General features: G+C 71.9%; 18 protein-coding genes and 1 other RNA gene. 11 read left to right on the plus strand and 8 right to left on the minus strand.

The genetic code is table 11. The features are described 5' to 3' along the window. Positions 1 to 88 precede the first annotated feature (88 nt). The gene (gene smpB, locus RBL05_RS16245) at positions 89 to 595 is read left to right on the plus strand and encodes an SsrA-binding protein SmpB (RefSeq protein WP_308738607.1); all 507 of its coding nucleotides are present in this window, start codon (positions 89 to 91) and stop codon (positions 593 to 595) included. Between the two features lie 80 nt (positions 596 to 675). On the opposite strand, the gene RBL05_RS16250 is transcribed toward smpB, so the two are convergent. Next, positions 676 to 1248, minus strand: coding sequence for a hypothetical protein (locus RBL05_RS16250; RefSeq protein WP_318603911.1), 573 nt, complete (start codon positions 1246 to 1248; stop codon positions 676 to 678). A gap of 254 nt (positions 1249 to 1502) precedes the next feature. On the opposite strand from RBL05_RS16250, the gene ssrA reads away from it, so the two are divergent. Together ssrA and RBL05_RS16260 are read left to right on the plus strand one after the other, a co-directional pair. Further along, positions 1503 to 1873: a transfer-messenger RNA gene (ssrA, locus tag RBL05_RS16255) on the plus strand. A 255-nt stretch (positions 1874 to 2128) separates the two neighbouring features. Then, positions 2129 to 3082 carry a phosphotransferase gene (locus tag RBL05_RS16260; RefSeq protein WP_308738605.1) on the plus strand — a complete coding sequence of 318 codons (954 nt, stop codon included), beginning with the start codon at positions 2129 to 2131 and terminating at the stop codon, positions 3080 to 3082. A 58-nt stretch (positions 3083 to 3140) separates the two neighbouring features. Here RBL05_RS16260 and RBL05_RS16265 read toward each other — a convergent pair whose 3' ends face one another. Beyond that, positions 3141 to 3668: a hypothetical protein gene (locus tag RBL05_RS16265; protein ID WP_308738604.1), complete on the minus strand. Its 528-nt coding sequence runs from the start codon at positions 3666 to 3668 to the stop codon at positions 3141 to 3143. Between the two features lie 367 nt (positions 3669 to 4035). On the opposite strand from RBL05_RS16265, the gene hrpA reads away from it, so the two are divergent. The 3 genes from hrpA to RBL05_RS16280 all read left to right on the plus strand — a co-directional run bounded on the left by hrpA (position 4036) and on the right by RBL05_RS16280 (position 9550). Continuing rightward, entirely contained in the window at positions 4036 to 7950 is a 3915-nt protein-coding gene (hrpA, locus tag RBL05_RS16270) for an ATP-dependent RNA helicase HrpA (RefSeq protein WP_318603912.1), read from the plus strand. A gap of 392 nt (positions 7951 to 8342) precedes the next feature. Next, the gene (locus tag RBL05_RS16275; protein WP_308738603.1) at positions 8343 to 8942 is read left to right on the plus strand and encodes a hypothetical protein; all 600 of its coding nucleotides are present in this window, start codon (positions 8343 to 8345) and stop codon (positions 8940 to 8942) included. A gap of 182 nt (positions 8943 to 9124) precedes the next feature. Further along, the gene (locus RBL05_RS16280) at positions 9125 to 9550 is read left to right on the plus strand and encodes a hypothetical protein (protein ID WP_308738602.1); all 426 of its coding nucleotides are present in this window, start codon (positions 9125 to 9127) and stop codon (positions 9548 to 9550) included. A 61-nt stretch (positions 9551 to 9611) separates the two neighbouring features. Here the strand turns inward: RBL05_RS16280 and RBL05_RS16285 are convergent, their stop codons facing one another. The 4 genes from RBL05_RS16285 to RBL05_RS16300 all read right to left on the minus strand — a co-directional run bounded on the left by RBL05_RS16285 (position 9612) and on the right by RBL05_RS16300 (position 10984). Further along, the gene (locus tag RBL05_RS16285; protein ID WP_308738601.1) at positions 9612 to 9881 is read right to left on the minus strand and encodes a hypothetical protein; all 270 of its coding nucleotides are present in this window, start codon (positions 9879 to 9881) and stop codon (positions 9612 to 9614) included. Then, complete coding sequence (locus RBL05_RS16290; RefSeq protein WP_308738600.1) at positions 9878 to 10357, minus strand: hypothetical protein; 480 nt, start codon at positions 10355 to 10357, stop codon at positions 9878 to 9880. Before RBL05_RS16290 ends, RBL05_RS16285 begins: the two co-directional genes overlap by 4 nt. Before the next feature lie 6 nt (positions 10358 to 10363). Beyond that, on the minus strand, positions 10364 to 10519 hold the full coding sequence (locus tag RBL05_RS16295; RefSeq protein WP_308738599.1) for a hypothetical protein: 156 nt from the start codon (positions 10517 to 10519) through the stop codon (positions 10364 to 10366). Between the two features lie 225 nt (positions 10520 to 10744). Then, a complete protein-coding gene (locus tag RBL05_RS16300; RefSeq protein ID WP_318603913.1) occupies positions 10745 to 10984 on the minus strand; it encodes a hypothetical protein in 240 nt (79 codons plus the stop codon). Between the two features lie 192 nt (positions 10985 to 11176). On the opposite strand from RBL05_RS16300, the gene RBL05_RS16305 reads away from it, so the two are divergent. Continuing rightward, positions 11177 to 12634: an NAD-dependent malic enzyme gene (locus RBL05_RS16305; protein WP_308738597.1), complete on the plus strand. Its 1458-nt coding sequence runs from the start codon at positions 11177 to 11179 to the stop codon at positions 12632 to 12634. A gap of 38 nt (positions 12635 to 12672) precedes the next feature. Here RBL05_RS16305 and RBL05_RS16310 read toward each other — a convergent pair whose 3' ends face one another. Further along, entirely contained in the window at positions 12673 to 13137 is a 465-nt protein-coding gene (locus tag RBL05_RS16310; RefSeq protein ID WP_308738596.1) for a VanZ family protein, read from the minus strand. Between the two features lie 110 nt (positions 13138 to 13247). Between RBL05_RS16310 and RBL05_RS16315 the strand changes: the two genes are divergently transcribed. Together RBL05_RS16315 and RBL05_RS16320 are read left to right on the plus strand one after the other, a co-directional pair. Continuing rightward, complete coding sequence (locus RBL05_RS16315; protein WP_308741155.1) at positions 13248 to 13619, plus strand: DUF3039 domain-containing protein; 372 nt, start codon at positions 13248 to 13250, stop codon at positions 13617 to 13619. 136 nt (positions 13620 to 13755) lie between these two features. Next, a complete protein-coding gene (locus tag RBL05_RS16320) occupies positions 13756 to 15564 on the plus strand; it encodes a DEAD/DEAH box helicase (RefSeq protein WP_308738595.1) in 1809 nt (602 codons plus the stop codon). A 31-nt stretch (positions 15565 to 15595) separates the two neighbouring features. Here the strand turns inward: RBL05_RS16320 and RBL05_RS16325 are convergent, their stop codons facing one another. Then, complete coding sequence (locus RBL05_RS16325; protein ID WP_308738594.1) at positions 15596 to 16975, minus strand: nicotinate phosphoribosyltransferase; 1380 nt, start codon at positions 16973 to 16975, stop codon at positions 15596 to 15598. Positions 16976 to 17086: 111 nt separating this feature from the next. On the opposite strand from RBL05_RS16325, the gene clpS reads away from it, so the two are divergent. After that, a complete protein-coding gene (gene clpS, locus RBL05_RS16330) occupies positions 17087 to 17410 on the plus strand; it encodes an ATP-dependent Clp protease adapter ClpS (protein WP_308738593.1) in 324 nt (107 codons plus the stop codon). Next, on the plus strand, positions 17410 to 18045 hold the full coding sequence (locus tag RBL05_RS16335; protein ID WP_308738592.1) for a DUF2017 family protein: 636 nt from the start codon (positions 17410 to 17412) through the stop codon (positions 18043 to 18045). Before clpS ends, RBL05_RS16335 begins: the two co-directional genes overlap by 1 nt. The last annotated feature ends 79 nt before the right edge of the window (positions 18046 to 18124 follow it).

Raw genomic sequence — 18124 nt, forward strand, 5'->3', positions numbered from 1 at the left:
ATCCTGCGCGCCCACGTCGTACGCTGGGACGTCCGATCGCGGCCGCGATCACCAGCGCAGCATCCGGAGACGGAGAGAAGGAGGACCCATGTCCGCGAAGAAGGCCGACAAGAAGCAGGCCGCCGCGAACGAGGGACCCCAGAAGAAGCTCATCGCCTCGAACAAGCGGGCGCTGCACGACTACTTCATCGACCAGACCTGGGAGGCCGGCATCGTCCTGACCGGCACCGAGGTGAAGTCGTTGCGCGACCGGGGCGCGTCCCTGATCGACGGCTACTGCTACGTCGACGCCGGCGAGGTGTGGATGGACAACGCCCATATCGCCCCGTACGTCAAGGGCACCTGGACCAATCACGCCGCCCGCCGCAAGCGCAAGCTGCTCTTGCACAAGCAGGAGATCGAGAAGCTCGCGAGCAAGTCCCGCGAGAAGGGCTTCACGATCGTGCCGCTGGAGATGTACTTCCTCGGCTCCCACGCGAAGGTCAAGATCGGTCTGGCCCGCGGCAAGAAGGAATGGGACAAGCGCCAGACGCTGCGCGAGAAGCAGGATCTGCGCGAGGCGCAGCGTGCCATGCGCCACCGCGAGCTCGCCTGAGCCCCGCCCTCACCGCCTGAGAGGCCATCGTCCCCGCGAGGGGGACGACCCGATCGGTCGGTCCGTCAGTCGGTGGCCGGTCAGCCGGCTAGATCACGCCGTTCCAGGCGGCGCACCGTCTGCCGACTGGACTCGATGACGTCCTCGGCGGCGACGCCGAGCCGCTCCCGCATGTACAGCGCCCGCTGCGCATCTTCGAGCGCCGCCTCCCACAGCCTCCCCGCCGCCCGGGGCCGTTGGTCGCGCTGCTCGGCGAGGGCGTGCTCGAACCTGCACTTCGCCCGGTGCTGGAACACGGAGGCGAGCGCTGAGAGGGACGAGGGGGAGGTGGGATCCTCCAGGCCCGTCTCCTCGGCGGCGAGGTCCAGCTGCTCCTCCGCCGCGACGAAGGCGCCCTGCCACTGCAGCACGTGCGCGTACCGGGTGCGACGGACGGCCCGCATCACGGGGGAGAGCCCCGGCGCCTCGAGCGCCTGCCGGCCCGCGATCGCCGCCTCGTCCAGCCTCCCCAGCATCCGCAGGAACGCCACGGCTCGAGGATCGGTGGGGTGCGCCGCGCACCACTCGGTCAGCGCCGCGGGGTCCAGCACGCTCTCGCGCAGGGTCTCGGGATCGATGCTGATGCGTGTGCCGGCGGCCTCGAAGCTGCTCATCGCCCCATCCTCCCCGCCGGTGCGGCCCGTGGTCCAGGCTCCGTGGCGCACGCGCCAGGAGGAGGCAGGAGCGGTCCTGGCGGCGAGCGGGCTTCGCCGTGAGCTGAGGAATATCCGCTTCAGATCGTCGGCGGGTCGCGGTAGACTCGATCCACAGCGTTCCTCCCGAGGAGCGCACGTGGGTGTTTGACAACCGAAGAGTGAGTGCGACGACGGCCAGAGCGCCGTCACGATAGTCATGTCTTCCCACGCCAGGGGCCGATCGGTTTCGACGGTAGTTGTCCAGCAAGGGGAAGCGGGCCGAGAATCCAGAGTCATCTCGTTAACGTCCTCTGGAAACCAATAAGTGCCGAACCCAAGCGCACTGACTTCGCTCTCGCTGCCTGATCAGCGTTAGCAGTCTGGAACCCCGGGGGTGCTCCTGACCCGGATCGTTCCATCATCTAAGGAGCCACTGCTGCCGACCCTGGTCACCGGGGAAGGATGAACATCTCAGAGTGACTGAGTCCGTCGACGACGTGTCCGTGGGATCGTCGGGACTGAGAAAACGCCAACACGGACTGCGCCCGGAGAAGCCCTGGCTCCGCACTATCGGACGCGGGTTCGATTCCCGCCGGCTCCACCATCGCACTCACCGACGAAGGCCCCCTCACCTGCGCAGACGCGCGGGGGAGGGGGCCTTTCTCGTGTCCGGGGCTCGTCGCCGGGCGATGTGCCGCGGACCGCTGGCGCGACGTCGCGCGAGGTGCCGACGCCGACCAGGAGCGCGTCGATCAGAGGCTCCACGTCGTCCAGCAGCCAGGGGGACTACGCATCCACCGTCACGGGCGACGTCGGAGAACGCCCGTCCGGGCGAGGCCTTGCCCGGTACGGTGGGCGGATGACCGGCACGCCGGATATCGCCCCCGTCCTCCCTCCTGCCGACCTGCCCGTGGACCTGCGCCGCGTGGAGCTGCTCTGCGCGTGGCTGCGGCCCGAGGAGGGCGTCGAGCTCGAGCGGATCAGCTGGGCGATCGGGAAGCGTCCCCGCGGCGAGGGCTGGGACAACGTGCTGTGGCCGATCGGGACCCTCGACGGCGCGCCTCTCGTGCTGCGGATCGCGCGACGCCGCATCTCCCGGGAGCTGCTCGGTCGGGAGGTGACGGTGCTGCGCCGCCTGCGGGGGCTCGGCACCACTCTCCCGATGGACCTGCCGCGCGTGATCGCGACGGCCGAGGACGCCGTCGCGGTCGAGTGGATCGACGGGGTGACGGCCGCGGAGTCCGACGTCGCGAGGCAGGAGGAGGTCGCCGAGGACCTGGCCCGGATGCTCGCGACGATCCATTCCGGACCCGCCCCCGAGGTGGGAAGGAACCCGGTGCGCGGCGTGCCGCTCGTGAATCGCGCCGAGCACTTCGCGACCGATCTCGAGCGGGCAGGGCTCGACGAGGACGCCGCGCGCCGCGCCGCGCGGACATGGCAGGCGGGCATCGACGCCGAGGAATGGCAGGGCCGCGAGCTGCTGCTGCACGGCGACCCGCATCCCGGCAACGTCGTCGTCCCACCGCCGACCTCCGCGTCAACGGTGACCCTCATCGACTGGGGCGACACCACCCGCGGCGACCCGGCGAGCGATCTGGGCGCCCTGCTGCTCCACCCCTCCCGGTCAGCGACCGAGCTGCTCGGTGCATATCGGACCTCCGCGGCCTGGACCGGCATCGAGGACGACGCGATCTGGGAGGCGCTGCAGGCTCGGGCCCGGGCCTGGGCCGTGCGCATGGCGCTCGCACTCGTGCTCGTCTACCCCGAGGGCCACTCGCTCGGACGCATCGGCCGGCGGCTGCTCGCGAGCTGACCGGGGCCGCGCGCACCTGCTGGACCGATCGGAGCCTTCTAGCGCCGTTCGATGCCGTTCAGGGGCTGTCCTCTCCCGTGCCGGCCAGCACATGGGCCGACGGAGCGAGTGCGAGCCTCTCCCGGGCGATCTCCGGCCCGCGGCAGGCGAAGGCCTCGGGCTCGTCCCAGCTGCCGCCGAGCGGGCCCGTGATCCAGGGCCCGTCCTCCCATTCCACGACGTCCTCGAGGCGCAGCAGGCGATGGGCGGCGAGGTCGAAGGCCTGCAGTCCGTGCTCGTGCGCGAGCTGTGTCAGCCGCCCGATCACCTTCCTGTCCGGCCCGAACAGGACTGGGGCGAAGGTCTGACCGTGCGCGGCCTCCGCGGTGTCCTCGTCCCGCCACGGGGACCGGGGGTCCGCGAGGTCTGCCGGGAACTCCTCGAGGACGGCCGCGGTGAAGCGCGCGATCCGCGGGGTGGGTGGCAGGGGCGGCGTCGGCGAGCCGACGAACTGCCCGGCGGTGTGCAGGTGCATGTGCAGGTCCGCGCACGCCGACTCGTCGTCGACGGGGGCGGGCCCGATCCAGAAGCCGATCCGATATCTCATGCCCCGGATCCTGCCCGGTGGGCGACGACGCGCCCTGGGTTGTGCACAACGCCCAGGTCAGCACTCCGCGCGACGCCCCCTCCTCAGGCGGGCGCCGTGGTCGACGGCATCGCGATCACCACTTTCGAGCACAAGGACACCACTGGTTCCACCCGGTCGGACACGCAGGAGATCACGGCCGACAGGCTCCCGGTCCGCGCGCAGAGCGGACGGCGACGGCCGCGGCTGGTACCGCTGTGCGGCGCCGCCGGAGGTCCGTTCGTCGGCGATGATCCCGGTGCTGCCCCTCGTCCCGCTGTGGGCCCCGTCGCCGCGGCCCGGAATCGGCACGACGGCGACGGGGCCGCCCACGTAGAGTGGCCCCGCCATGACCACGACCTCCTCGAACCCCGATCCGTCCGCCCCGCACCCTGCCGAGCAGGCCCCTGCCCCCGGGCCGCGGATCACCTACCCGGGAGACCTGCCCGTCTCGCAGCGCCGCGAGGACATCCAGAAGGCGATCTCGGAGAACCAGGTCGTGGTCATCGCCGGCGCCACCGGCTCCGGCAAGACCACCCAGATCCCGAAGATGCTGCTCGAGCTCGGCTACGGGCAGGACGGCCGGATCATCGGCCACACCCAGCCGCGACGCATCGCCGCCCGCTCCGTCGCCCAGCGCATCTCGAGCGAGCTGGGGGAGAAGCTCGGCGAGGGGACCGTCGGCTACCAGGTCCGCTTCACGAAGGAGACCTCCCGCGGCACCCGCCTGAAGCTGATGACCGACGGCATCCTGCTGGCCGAGATCGGCCGGGACCGCCTCCTGAAGCGCTACGACGCGATCATCATCGACGAGGCCCACGAGCGCTCGCTGAACATCGACGTGATCCTCGGCTACCTCCGCCAGATCCTCCCGCAGCGCCCCGACCTCAAGGTCATCATCACCTCCGCCACGATCGACCCCGAGCGCTTCGCCGAGCACTTCGCCGCGACGCTGCCCTCGGGGGAGAAGGAGCCCGCCCCGATCATCGAGGTCTCCGGCCGCACCTATCCCGTCGAGATCCGCTACCGCCCCCTCGTGCTCGAGGCCGACGTCGACGAGGACGACGAGCTCGAGGACATCCACTCCATCGAACGGGACCTCACCGAGGCCATCACCGACGCGGTCGACGAGCTCGCCGCCGAGGGCCCCGGCGACATGCTCGTCTTCCTCCCCGGCGAGCGCGAGATCCGCGAGATCTCCGACTCCCTCGAGAAGCATCTCGCCCGCGGCACCCGCGGCCGCTCCGCCCTGCCCGTCGAGGTGCTGCCCCTGTTCGGCCGGCTCTCCGCCCAGGACCAGCAGAAGATCTTCTCCCCGCCGAAGGCCGGCACCTACCGCCGCATCATCCTGTCGACGAACGTCGCCGAGACCTCCCTGACCGTCCCCGGCATCACCTACGTCATCGACTCCGGGCTCGCGCGCATCTCCCGCTACTCCCAGCGCACCAAGGTGCAGCGCCTCCCGATCGAGCCGATCTCCCAGGCCAGCGCGAACCAGCGCTCCGGCCGCTCGGGCCGCACCGCCCCCGGCATCGCGATCCGCCTCTTCTCCGAGGAGGACTTCGAGGGCCGGCCCGAGTTCACCGAGCCGGAGATCCTGCGCACCTCCCTCGCCTCCGTCGTGCTGCTCATGACGAGCCTCGGCCTCGGCGACGTGGAGTCCTTCCCCTTCGTCGAGCCGCCGGCCTCCCGCGCGATCACCGACGGCGTGCGCCTGCTCGAGGAGCTCGGCGCGATCGAGCCCGACGAGCGCGCACCGGGCGGTCGCCGGCTCACCCGCGTCGGCCGCACCCTGGCCCGCTTCCCGCTGGACCCGCGCATGGCGCGGATGCTGATCGAGGCCGGCCGGCTCGGCGCGCTGCGCGAGGTGCTGATCATCGTCGCGGCCCTGTCGATCCAGGACCCGCGCGAGCGGCCGCTCGGGCAGGAGCAGCAGGCCAGGGAGAAGCACAAGCGCTTCGAGGACGAGACCAGCGACTTCCTCTCCTTCCTGAACCTGTGGAACCACCTGCAGGAGCGGCGCGACGCGCTCTCCTCCAGCGCTTTCCGCCGCGAGGTGCGCGCCGAGCACCTCCACTACCTCCGCATCCGCGAGTGGTGGGACCTGCACGCCCAGCTGCGGGACATGGCCAAGGACGCCGGGCTCTCCCGCAACGACAACGACGCGAGCCCGCAGGCGATCCATCAGGCGCTGCTGGCGGGGCTGCTCAGCCATGTCGGCCTGCTGGACGACCGCACCCGTGAGTACTCCGGTGCCCGCGGCGCACGCTTCGCGCTGTGGCCCGGCTCGACGCTGGCGAAGAAGCGACCCGACTACGTCATGGTCGCCGAGCTCGTGGAGACCAGCCGGCTGTGGGGCCGCACCGCCGCCCGCATCGACCCCGCCTGGGCGGAGGAGACCGGTGCGCACGTCGTCAAGCGCTCCCACTCCGCCCCGCACTGGTCCTCCAAGCGCGCCTCCGCCATGGCGCACGAGAAGGTGACCCTCTACGGCGTGCCGCTGGTCGCCGACCGCGTCGTCGGCTACGGCCGCATCGACCCCGAGGCCGCACGCGACATCTTCCTCCAGAACGCCCTGATCGAGGGGGACTGGCGCACCCGCCACCACTTCTTCCGCGACAACCGCGCCCTGATCGCCCGACTCGAGGAGCTCGAGGCGAAGACCCGACGTCGCGACCTGCTGATCTCCGACGAGCAGCTCTTCTCCTTCTACGACGCGCGGATCCCGAAGCACGTCGTCTCCGGCCGACACTTCGACACCTGGTGGAAGAAGGCCCGCCGCGAGACCCCGGACCTGCTCACCCTCACCGAGCAGGACCTGCTGGCCGCCGACGAGGAGGTCACCGAGGCGATCCGCTCCGACTTCCCCGACACCTGGGTGCAGGGCGACATCACCCTCCCGCTGAGCTACTCCTTCGGCGAGGTCGGGGCGAAGGGCGCCGACGGCGTGACCGCCACGATCCCCCTCGCGGTGCTGAACCGCCTCGCACCGCGCGGCTTCGACTGGCTCGTGCCCGGCATGCGCGAGGAGCTGGTCACCGAGCTGATCCGCTCCCTCCCGAAGCCGATCCGCCGCCACCTGGTCCCCGCACCCGAACGGGCCAAGGCCGTCGCCGGGACCCTGCACGACGACGACCCCGACGGCGGCGAGGCGTTCGTCGAGGCGGTCGCCGACGAGCTCGTGGCCCTGCCCGGCGTGCCCGAGGACCTGCCGCTGTACGGCCCCGAGTTCGACCTGACGAAGCTGCCCGCCCACCTCCGGATGCACTTCCGGGTCGTGGACGGCAAGGGCCGTGAGGTCGGCGCCGGCGATGACCTCGAGGCGCTGAAGCAGCGGCTGAAGAAGCGCGTGGACACGACCGTCTCGAACCAGTCCACCGAGATCGCGCGCACCGACCTGCCCAGCTTCCCCGCAGGCGGCGTGCCGGCCGTCCACGAGTCCACCGTCGGCGGTCTGAAGGTCACCGGCTACCCGTCCCTCGTCGCCCGGCGCGGCAAGGACGGGCGGCTCGAGCGGGTCGACCTCGCCGTCCTCGCCACGGCCGACGAGCAGGCCCTCGCCCACCGCGAGGGCGTCATCGCGCTGATCGACCGGGAGATCGGCACCGACCTCTCCCGCGTGCTGAACGCCCTGCCCAATCCCACCAAGCTCGCCGTCTCCGGCTCCGACTATGCCTCCACCGCCGCGCTCCTGGCCGACGCCTCCCGCGCCGCGACCGTGCACCTGGCGGGGCGGGCCCAGGTGCGCACCCGCGCGGAGTACGAGCAGCTGCTGGAGACCGTGCGGCAGAGGCACGACGAGCTCGCCGCCGGTGCCGTGAAGGACGCCGCCGCCGCGCTCGCCGTGAACGCGAAGCTGCAGCGCGAGCTGGGCCGGGCCACCTCCCTCGCGGTCCTCTCGCATCTCACGCAGATCCGCGAGCACGCCGCCTCCCTGCTCGGCGACGGGTTCATCTCCCGCACCGGGATCGCGCACCTCGGGGACCTCTCCCGCTACCTGCGGGCCGATCTGCACCGCCTGGAGAAGCTGCCGGAGAACCCGCGCAGGGACGAGCAGCTCGCCTGGCAGATCGGGGACCTCGAGCAGTACTGGGCCGCACAGAAGCAGAAGCTCTCCGCCCGTCGCCGCGCCGAGCCCGACGTGCAGGAGATCGACTGGCTGCTCGAGGAGCTGCGGGTGAGCCTGTTCGCGCAGACCCTCGGCACGGCGCAGACCGTCTCGGACAAGCGGATCCGCAAGGCGATCGCCGAGCTCACCGCCTGAGCGCGTCGACCGTCCCCGCCGCTGCGCCCCGAGTGGTGACGGGCGCCTCCGCGCCGTGACCTCCGCGTGACCTGAGTCCCTCCCTGGGTGTCAGCGGGACGTTCTACGAAAGCTTTACCGAACGATCCCCACGGGCCGACGAGCCCGCTCCTCGCTCCGCGGTGAGTCGCGGTGACAGGCGTCCAGGAGAGGGCACGACCGGGGCCGACGCCGCGACGAGCTCCGTGCCACGGACTTCCATGGCGAGGTCATGCGCAGATCAAACCGCAGGCCGCAGCGCTGTTCGGGAGCTTCTGGTGCCCTTCACAGGATCCGGGATCCCTCGTTACGTTGTCAGCGCCCCGCCCCGAGAGCTCGACGAGCCCGGAGCCCTCCGCACCGAAGGAACCCCCATGCCCGTCTCCGCGTCCGCCGCGCTCTCCCGCCGTCACCTGCTCGTCGCCGGCGCCGTCGGCCTCTCCTCCCTCGCCGCGCTCGGCTCCATCGCCCCCGCCCGCGCCGAGGACGTCTGGACCGAGGAGTTCATGACCCGTCCCGAGACCCGCGAGGGCTTCCTCCTGGACGCCATGGACGAGTGGCAGGTCGAGAACGCGAAGTTCATCATCGCGGTGATCAAGGGGCACGACCTCGACGAGCAGGCCGCGACGATCACCCTCGCGACCGCGATCGTGGAGTCCTGGCTGCGCAACTACGAGCCCGCCGTCGACCTCGACTCCGGCGGCCTGTTCCAGCAGCGCCCCTCGATGGGCTGGGGCACCTACGACGAGGTGCGCCACAAGAAGCGTGCGATCGACGCCTTCCTGGGCCTGGGCGACCACTCCGAGGCCCCCGGCCTGCTGGACCTCGCCCCCGACTACCACGAGTGGGCGCCGGGCGAGGCCGCGCAGGCCGTGCAGATCTCCGCCCACCCGGAGCGCTACGCCGAGCAGATCCCCGCCGCGCAGACCCTCTGGGCCCGGTACGCCGGGGACGTCGCCGCGTACACCGACTGATCCTCACTCGCCGGCATGCAGGCGCCCGAGCACTGGTGCGCGTGCGGAGTCCGCGATCGATCTGACACACTCGACCTCGGCGGCGAATCGGCACCGCCATGGACGAGCGGAGATCGACGATGGCGCGGAGCCCAGCACGCCCCCGCACACGTGCGGGTGGAGCCGCGGCGCTCACGCTCGCCGTGCTCCTGACCGGATGCGGCGCCGCGCAGGAGCTCGACGCCCAGCAGGCGGAGTCCCACTACGACGCAGTGATCGCGGATGTGCAGGCCGCACTCGGTCCGCTCGGTCACGAGCTCGTCCACGCCCCCGCGACCCGCTCCTTCGAGAGCGATGACGGCGAGTGCCTCTACACCCCCGGGAACTACGAGGCGGACGGCTTCGGGGCGGAGCTGGGGGACGAGGAGAACTGGGATCCGGTCCTGGAGGCGCTCGACCCCGTGCTCGAGGAGCACGGCTTCGGGACGGCGGATGCCCCCCGCAGGGAGGGAGCCCTCCTAATGGTCGCGGTCGAGGACGCCCATGGTGCGGAGCTGAGCCTCGGGGAGAACGGCATGGTGCGCATCCACGGCGCACTCGTGACCGCGGAGGCGTGCGAGGGGCAGTGAGCCCGTCGGCGAGGCCGTGGAGAGCCCGCGGCAGCGCCCCGCCCGTTCTGCTCGCGTCGGATCACGCCAGCTGCAGCAGGACCGCGCCTCGACGCTCCTGGGTGGAGGCCCGCACCTCGACCACCAGCACAGGGCCGGCAGCGGGGATGTCGACCGCCTGACCGGGCCGGGCAGCCAGGTCCACCACCTCGTCCCCGTGGCGGCAGCGCATCACGGCGTAGGGGGAGTGCTCGTCCGACAGGGTGCGATGGATCGCCACCGCGGTGCGGCCGAAGGAGATCTGGCCGGCCTGCTCCACGACGACCGGGCTGCCCATGCTCTCGTCCATCATTCCCCGATCCCGGTCATCACGATGTCATTGGCGAACGTCGGATCGCCGGGATCGACCCGCACCTCGGGCAGGCTCCCCGCGTTCGAGCCGTGCGGATTGGTCAGGATGATCTCGCCGGTCGACTCGTCGTACCCGCTGACCTGGTAGACGTGCGCGGCGACGAGGTCGTCGGCCGAGGAGCCCATCGGGGCGATCGGATCGGTCATCACCGTGATCGGTCGTCCCGCATCGATCGCCTCCCGATACTCCTCGAAGGAGGGCTGCCCACCCAGCGTGCTCGTCTCGGTGGACCCTCCGGTGATCATCTCGATGCCTGCGGCAGGGGTGTCGGCCGAGACCGCGGAGGGTCGGCCGTCGTGGGCGTTGATCATCGCGCGCTCGTAGATGGACATGAAACCGGGCTCGCCGTCCTCCCTGGCGCTGCCCTCGACCTGGACAGCGCCGTTCACGGTGATCTCGTCGGGGGAGACGGGCACCGACTGCTACTCGCCGTCGATGTACAGCTGGACCTCCCAGCCGTCGGCCCCCGGGGGCGAGCCGAGGCCCGTGATGTTCTCGGCCAGCTGCCCGGGATCGGTCTGCTGGGTCGCCATGATCGCGGCCAGGTACCAGCAGTCACCGAGGGTCCCCTGCTGCATCTCCGCGGCCCGGATGTCCTCCTCGGTGATGCCGATGTCCTCCGGCGACCACTCGGGGTGCTGGTCGGCGTAGGAGCCGCCGAGGGACTCCGTGTCGACGGTGTCGCGGAACGGATCGCCGGCGCTCTCGAAGAAGTTGATGACGTCGCTCCAGCCCTCTCCGCCGAGCAGGCCGTCGTAGGCCGAGGGATCGATCCGTCCGGACGGATCGGAGGCCGCGTCCTGCTAAGCCGCCTCCCGGGCCATGTGCTCGGCCCCGCTGCCCAGCATCCCGGTGACCTCGACGATCCGCTCGCCGCATGCCTGCCACGCCTCCCGGAAGGCATCCGCATCCGGACCCGTCCAGGTCGCTCGGGCGATGGCCGGTCCCAGCGCCTCGTGCAGCGCAGTGATCCGCTCATCGCAGTCGCGCAGGGCGCGTGCATGCCCCATCACCTGCTCGGTATCCGCCCCCAGGAACTCCATGTGCTCACGCTCTCCTCGTCGCCCCACGGGCCCCCCGCCCGTCCACGCACACTCAAGCAGGGTTCCCGACATCGCGCCATCGGCAGAACTCCCCATCCTCGGGACGGCCGCCGCCGCACCCTCCGGGCAGTCGTCCTGGCATGCAGGTCGCGCGGTCGATCCGAGCAGGTCGAGCGCGTTAGGCTGTGCCCCATGTCACCGATGCCTTCCGTCAGCTATTCCATCACCGTCCGTCTGGAGTTCGCGGCACGCTCCGCAGCGGTCAGCGACATCACCGGCCGCATCGAGCAGCACGGGGCGACGGTCACCGCGCTCGACGTCTCCGCCTCCGGGCCCGAGCGCATGCGGGCGGACATCACGGTGCTGACCAGTGGTCACGACCACGCGATGGAGGTCGTCGAGTCGCTCAAGGAGCTCGAGGGCGTCGAGCTCGGCAAGGTCTCGGACCGCACCTTCCTCGCCCACCTGGGCGGCAAGCTGACGGTCGAGTCGAAACTCCCGATCCGCCACCGCGACGACCTCTCGATGATCTACACCCCGGGCGTGGCCCGCGTGGTCAAGGCGATCGCCGAGAACCCCGAGGACGCGCGCCGCCTGACCATCAAGCGCAACACCGTCGCCGTCGTCTCCGACGGCTCCGCGATCCTGGGCCTGGGCGACCTCGGCCCGCTCGCCGCGATGCCGGTGATGGAGGGCAAGGCCGCCCTGTTCAAGCGCTTCGCGAACATCGACGCGTTCCCGATCTGCCTGGACGCCCACTCGGTCGACGACATCGTCAACCACGTCAAGGCGATCGCGCCCGTCTTCGCCGGCATCAACCTCGAGGACATCTCCGCCCCGCGCTGCTTCGAGATCGAGGACCGTCTGCGCGCCGAGCTCGACATCCCCGTCTTCCACGACGACCAGCACGGCACCGCGATCGTGGTCGTCGCCGCGCTGCGCAACGCCCTGCGCGTGGTGGAGAAGGATATCTCCACCGCCCGGATCGTGCTCTCCGGCGCTGGCGCCGCGGGCACCGCGATCCTGCGCCTGCTGCGCGCGGCCGGTGCGCGCGACATCATCGTCACCGACATCGACGGCATCGTCCACGAGAACCGCGAGAAGCTCGAGGGGCGTCTGCCCTGGATCGCCGAGGTCACCAACCCGCGCCAGCTCACCGGCACCCTGAAGGACGCGGTCGCAGGGGCCGACGTGTTCATCGGCGTCAGCGCCGGGAACATCCTCTCCGCCGAGGACGTCGCGACGATGGCGGACCGCGCCGTCGTCTTCGCGATGGCGAACCCCACCCCGGAGATCGACCCGGCCGAGGCGGTCAAGCACGCCGAGGTCGTCGCCACCGGGCGCAGCGACTTCGCCAACCAGATCAACAACGTCCTCGCCTTCCCCGGCGTGTTCCGCGGGCTGCTGGACGCCCACGCCACCCGGGTCAGCGACCGGATGCTGCTGGCCGCGGCGAACGCCCTCGCCGACGTGGTCAGCGCCGAGGAGCTCAACCCCACCTACATCGTCCCCAGCGTCTTCCACGACGGGGTGACCAAGGCGGTCGCGAGCGAGGTCGAGCGCGTCGCCCGCGAGGAGGCCGGCACCATCGACACGATCACCGGGACGATGACGGCGGTCTACGCCGACGAGATCACGCTGAACGGCTGACCCCGCCGCATGCTGGGGCCGCTGGGATCCACGGCCCCTCAGCGCTGCGGCTGCTCGAGCGGCGGGGCCGACGGCTCCACCTCGCGCTCGGCGGCGGCGCGGCGCAGCATCCGCTCGCCGGCCCACAGCCCGAGGCCGAGCGCGATGCCGACCACGTCGAAGAGGACGTCCACCGGGTCGCCGGAGCGGCCCGGGATCGCGATGTGCTGGACGAGCTCGACCACCAGGGCGTGGACCAGCGCGACCACCACCACCCAGCCGATCGGGAAGCGCCGCGCGGGGGCGAGGACCCGTCCGGCGGTGAACACGGTGGCCGCGAAGAGGAGCAGGTGCACGGCCTTGTCCAGCCCCGGCAGGCCGATCCCGCCCGGGGACAGCGGCAGGAAGAAGCCGATGTTGAGCACCAGCGCGAGGCCGAGCAGGCCGGTCCGCCACGGCACGGAGCCGCCGACCCGCACGATCTCGACGGGGATCCTCCGGAAGAACTCGGCCACGGCATCCATGGACGCAGTCTCCCAGGCCCGTGTCCTGTCCCCGCGGAGGCGGGGCCGCTAGGCTTCGAGGAGCACGCCCGCGACCGAGGCAGAAAGCGAGGGAGGCTGTCATGTCCTCCATGTCCTCCACGTCCGATCCGTCCCGCATGGACCCCTACTCCGATGACCCGGGAGCCGCACCCACCGCCGTCATGGACCGTCAGGTGCAGGAGCAGGAGCAGACCACCGACGACGGCGACCACGACCGGTTCGCGCACTACGTGCGCAAGGACAAGATCACCCAGGCCGCACTCGGCGGCTCGCCCGTGATCGCACTGTGCGGCAAGGTATGGGTGCCCGGCCGCGACCCCGAGAAGTACCCGGTGTGCCCGGAGTGCAAGGAGATCTACGAGGGGATCCGCGAGCCGAACGACGGCGGCGACGGCACGGGAGGCAAGGGCGGCGCCGGCCGTGGCGGCGGCTTCCGCGGCTTCTTCGGAGGTCGCCGCTGAGCCCCTGCCCTGCAGGAATCCGCCGCGAGGGCGGTGCCGCCGAGAGGCGGCGCCGCCCTCGCGCCGCCTCCGCGGACTTCCTCACATCGGGCAGGTGGGCGGGTCGTCGGTCCCCGGCGGTACGGTGGTCCACGCCGTGAACACCACTCCCTCCCTCTTCTCCCAGAGCGACCCCCGCCAGCCCTCCGAGGCGGCGGCGAGAACGCTCCCCGTCGCCTACCCCGAGCGCGCCGCCTGGGGCACCGTCCCCAAGCTCCGCGCCTGGCAGGCCGAGGCCCTCGAGATGTACCGCACCCGGGCGCCGAAGGACTTCCTGGCCGTCGCGACCCCGGGCGCCGGCAAGACGACCTTCGCGCTGCAGATCGCGGCGGGTCTGCTCTCCGAGGGGACCGTCCGACGGGTCACCGTCGTCGCCCCGACGGAGCACCTGAAGACCCAGTGGGCCGACGCCGCCGCGCGCGTGGGCATCTCACTGGACCCGAACTTCTCCAACTCCCAGGGCGCGCACGGCAGCCACTACCAGGGCGTCGCAGTGACCTACGCCCAGATCGGCATGCACCCGGCGCTGCACCGCGCCCGCACCGAGGCGGACCGCACCCTGGTGATCCTCGACGAGATCCACCACGCCGGCGACTCCCGGACCTGGGGCGACGGGGTGCGCGAGGCCTTCGACCCCGCCACGCGGCGCCTGGCCCTGACCGGCACGCCGTTCCGCTCGGACGACTCCGAGATCCCCTTCGTCACCTACGAGGAGGACGCCGAGGGCTTCGCGCGCTCGAGGGCGGACTACACCTACGGCTACGGCGAGGCGCTGCGCGATCACGTCGTGCGCCCCGTGCTGTTCATGACCTACTCCGGTCGCATGCACTGGCGCACGAAGACGGGCGACGAGGTCTCCGCCCAGCTCGGCGCGCTGGAGACCAAGGACATCACCCAGCAGGCCTGGCGCACCGCCCTGGACCCCAAGGGGGAGTGGATCCAGTCCGTGCTCTCAGCCGCGGACCGGCGCCTGACCGAGGTGCGCCGCCATGTGCCCGACGCGGGTGGGCTCGTCATCGCCACCGACCAGAAGGCCGCCCGCGCCTACGCCGCGACCCTCCACGACCTCACCGGGCAGGCGCCCACCGTGGTGCTCTCGGACGACGAGGGCGCCGGCAAGCGGATCGAGGACTTCTCCGCCTCCGACGACCGCTGGATGGTCGCGGTGCGCATGGTGTCCGAGGGCGTGGACGTGCCGCGCCTGTCCGTCGGCGTCTACGCCACCTCGACCTCCACCCCGATGTTCTTCGCCCAGGCCGTGGGCCGCTTCGTGCGCTCGCGGACCCGCGGCGAGACCGCGAGCGTCTTCCTGCCCACCGTCCCGATCCTGATGGCCCACGCGGCCGCGATGGAGGAGGAGCGCGACCACGTCCTGGACCGCCGGCCGAGGACGGGCGACGAGGAGACCGGGCTCGACGAGTCGCTGATCGAGCAGGCCAACCGGCCCGAGCAGGCCAGCGACCAGCTCGAGATGAGCTTCGAGGCGCTCGAGTCGGAGGCCTCCTTCGACCGGGTCCTGTTCGACGGCGGCGAGTACGGCGCCGGCGGCATGATCGGCTCGGAGGACGAGCAGGAGTTCCTCGGCATCCCCGGGCTGCTGGACGCCGACCAGATGCGGGTCGTGCTCCAGCAGCAGCAGGCCCAGCAGCAGGCCCGACGCCAGAAGAGCGGTGCGGACCAGCAGCCGACGACCCCCGGCGTGGTCGACCACCGCCGCCTCATGGACCTGCGCAAGGAGCTCAGCTCCCTGGTCTCGGCGTGGGCGAAGAAGTCCGGCACCCCGCACGGCTCGGTCCACAACACGCTGCGCTCGCGCAGCGGCGGGCCCGCCGTCGCGCAGGCCAGCGCCGAGCAGATCGAGGAGCGGATCTCGATCGTGCGCGGCTGGTTCGTCGGCCGCCGCTGACCCCTGCCGACTCCCGACCCTGCCCGCGCGCTCAGCGCAGGACGCGGGCGGCCTCCGCGCCGTCGGTGAGGGTCGGGATCGCGATCTCGCCGTCGGGCCCGTCGTCGGCCGAGAGGCCCAGCTCCGCGAGGGAGGCGGCGTGGCGCTCGCGGGCGGCCTCGAGCCGTGCGGGGGCGCGCTTCGGGGCGACGTCCTCGCCGGCCTCGATCAGCGGCACCTGCAGCGGACGCAGCGAGGTGCGGGCCCAGTCAGGGTTGGACGTGCCGGAGATCAGCTCCGCCGTCAGCTCCCGCTCGAACTCCGCGACCTCCGCCTCGCCCGGGAGCACCAGCTCCGCCCGGGCCTGCCCGCCGACGACCATCCGGTACGCGGCCTTGCCCGCCCCGAGGGTCGCCTTGTCCGTCGACCGCTTGCCGACCGGATGCATCTGCCCGTCGGCGCCCTCGCGCTCGACGAGCTTGTACACGAAGCCGGGGGCGGGGTGCCCGCCGCCGGTCACCAGGCGGGTGCCGATCCCGTAGCCGTCCAGCGGCTCATCCTTCAGCTCCTCGACCCGGTGCTCGTCGAGGTCGCCGGTAGCGGTGATGCGCGTGGAGGTCGCGCCGAGCGAGTCCAGCAGCTCCCGCACGCGTCCGGCCTGCTCGGCCAGGTCGCCGGAGTCCAGCCGCACCGCCCCGAGCCCGGGGCCGGCGATCTCCACCGCGGTGCGTACCGCGGACTCCACGTCATAGGTGTCCACCAGCACGGTGGTGCCGGCGCCCTGGGTGGTGAGCTGGGCGCGGAAGGCGTCCTCCTCGCTGTCGAACAGCAGCGTGAAGGCGTGCGCGGAGGTGCCCGCGACCGGGATGCTGTAGTGCGCGCCCGCGGCGAGGTTCGAGGTGGAGGCGAAGCCGACCAGGTACGCGGCGCGGGCCGCGGCGATCGCGGCGTCCTCGTGCACGCGCCGCCCGCCCATCTCGATCAGGGGACGGCCTCGCGCGGCGGTGACCATGCGCGAGCCGACGGAGGCGACGCCGCTGTCGTGGTTCAGGATCGAGAGCACGACCGTCTCCAGCATCACCGCGCTCTCGAAGGTCCCCTCGATCCGCAGCACGGGCGAGTTCGGGAAGAACAGCTCACCCTCCTGGTACCCGAAGACGTCGCCCGTGAACTCGTACTGCGCGAGATGGTCGAGGGTGTCCTCCCGCAGCGCGCCGGTCGAGGCGAGGTAGCGCAGGTCCGCGTCGTCGAAGCGGAAGTCCGCGATCGCGTCGAGCACGCGGCCCGTGCCGGCGAGCACGCCGTAGCGGCGCCCGGCGGGCAGGGAGCGGGTGAACACCTCGAAGACGCAGCGGCGGGAGGCGGTCCCCGCATCCCGGGCCGCCTCCAGCATCGTCAGCTCGTAGAGGTCGGTGAGCAGGGCGGAAGTCACGGTGTCCACCGTAGTGCGTGGCGGGCGGGCAGGGGAGGCGGCGCGCCCCGTAGACTCGGTGCGCCGCCCACCCGGCGCCCCGGGCAGCGGCGAGACTCAGGAGGGATGTGCATGCCGGTCGATCTGCCGCGGGCGGACCCGCGGACGCGGACCCGCACCGATGCCGCGACGGAGGAGCGCACCACGCTCGAGACCGAGGGCCCCTGGTGCACCGTGGTCTGGAACGACCCGGTGAACCTCATGAGCTACGTCGTGTTCGTCTTCCGCCGCTACTTCGGGTACTCCCGCGTGGTCGCCGAGCAGCTCATGATGCAGGTCCACGAGGAGGGCCGCGCGATCGTCTCCCGCGGCTCGCGCGAGAAGGCGGAGACCGACGTGCAGGCCATGCACTCCTTCGGACTGCAGTCCACGATCGAGAAGGCGGGGGAGGGCTGATGGCGCATGCGTTCCGACGTCGACCCGACGGCTCCCTCGCCTGCCGCCTCGACGGCGAGGAGAAGGCGATCATCGCCCAGGTCGCCCAGGAGACCGCGGACCTGATCCGCGGGGACCTCGGCATCGACCAGGGCGGGGACGCGCTGCGCCGCGCCGCCGAGAGCGAGGACCCGCTGCGCCGGCTCGAGGCCGAGTTGGCCGGCCGCGAGGCCCGCACCCCCTCGGACTCCGCCGTGCGGCGCCTGTTCCCCGCCGCGTCGGAGGACCCGGCGCTCGCCGAGGAGTACCGACGCCTGGGCCAGCGCGATCTGGCCGACGCGAAGCTCGCCGACCTCCGCCGCGTGATGAGGATCCTCGACGCGGCCGGGGAAGGACACAGCGAGGTGGTCCTGGACGAGGACGAGGCGATGTCGATGCTGCGCGCCCTGAACGACGTGCGGATCGTGCTCGCCGACCGGCTCGGCCTGCAGCGCGACGGCGACTTCGACACCGTCCGGATGCTCCAGCAGATCGGCGAGCGGGTCGAGGGTGCGGGCTCCACCGGCGACGAGGAGCACGTCGGCTCCGACATCGTCATCGCGGTGTACGAGCTGCTGAGCTGGCTCCAGGAGAGCCTGCTGCGAGCCCTGGACTGACGGGTCGTCCGGTCGCGTGCCGGGTGTGGACGAACTGTGAAACGGCACGCAGTGAGCGCGCCGTCACTGCCCTGGACAC

This window comes from Brachybacterium sp. GU-2, assembly GCF_030866705.2.
GTDB classification, from domain to species: domain Bacteria; phylum Actinomycetota; class Actinomycetes; order Actinomycetales; family Dermabacteraceae; genus Brachybacterium; species Brachybacterium conglomeratum.

Coding starts and splice junctions, on each gene's coding strand:
- smpB (WP_308738607.1), top strand. CDS start 89: ATGTCCGCGAAGAAGGCCGACAAGAAGCAGGCCGCCGCGAACGAGGGA.
- RBL05_RS16250 (WP_318603911.1), bottom strand. CDS start 1,248: ATGAGCAGCTTCGAGGCCGCCGGCACACGCATCAGCATCGATCCCGAG.
- RBL05_RS16260 (WP_308738605.1), top strand. CDS start 2,129: ATGACCGGCACGCCGGATATCGCCCCCGTCCTCCCTCCTGCCGACCTG.
- RBL05_RS16265 (WP_308738604.1), bottom strand. CDS start 3,668: ATGAGATATCGGATCGGCTTCTGGATCGGGCCCGCCCCCGTCGACGAC.
- hrpA (WP_318603912.1), top strand. CDS start 4,036: ATGACCACGACCTCCTCGAACCCCGATCCGTCCGCCCCGCACCCTGCC.
- RBL05_RS16275 (WP_308738603.1), top strand. CDS start 8,343: ATGCCCGTCTCCGCGTCCGCCGCGCTCTCCCGCCGTCACCTGCTCGTC.
- RBL05_RS16285 (WP_308738601.1), bottom strand. CDS start 9,881: ATGATGGACGAGAGCATGGGCAGCCCGGTCGTCGTGGAGCAGGCCGGC.
- RBL05_RS16295 (WP_308738599.1), bottom strand. CDS start 10,519: ATGCAGCAGGGGACCCTCGGTGACTGCTGGTACCTGGCCGCGATCATG.
- RBL05_RS16300 (WP_318603913.1), bottom strand. CDS start 10,984: ATGGAGTTCCTGGGGGCGGATACCGAGCAGGTGATGGGGCATGCACGC.
- RBL05_RS16305 (WP_308738597.1), top strand. CDS start 11,177: ATGTCACCGATGCCTTCCGTCAGCTATTCCATCACCGTCCGTCTGGAG.
- RBL05_RS16310 (WP_308738596.1), bottom strand. CDS start 13,137: ATGGATGCCGTGGCCGAGTTCTTCCGGAGGATCCCCGTCGAGATCGTG.
- RBL05_RS16315 (WP_308741155.1), top strand. CDS start 13,248: ATGTCCTCCACGTCCGATCCGTCCCGCATGGACCCCTACTCCGATGAC.
- clpS (WP_308738593.1), top strand. CDS start 17,087: ATGCCGGTCGATCTGCCGCGGGCGGACCCGCGGACGCGGACCCGCACC.
- RBL05_RS16335 (WP_308738592.1), top strand. CDS start 17,410: ATGGCGCATGCGTTCCGACGTCGACCCGACGGCTCCCTCGCCTGCCGC.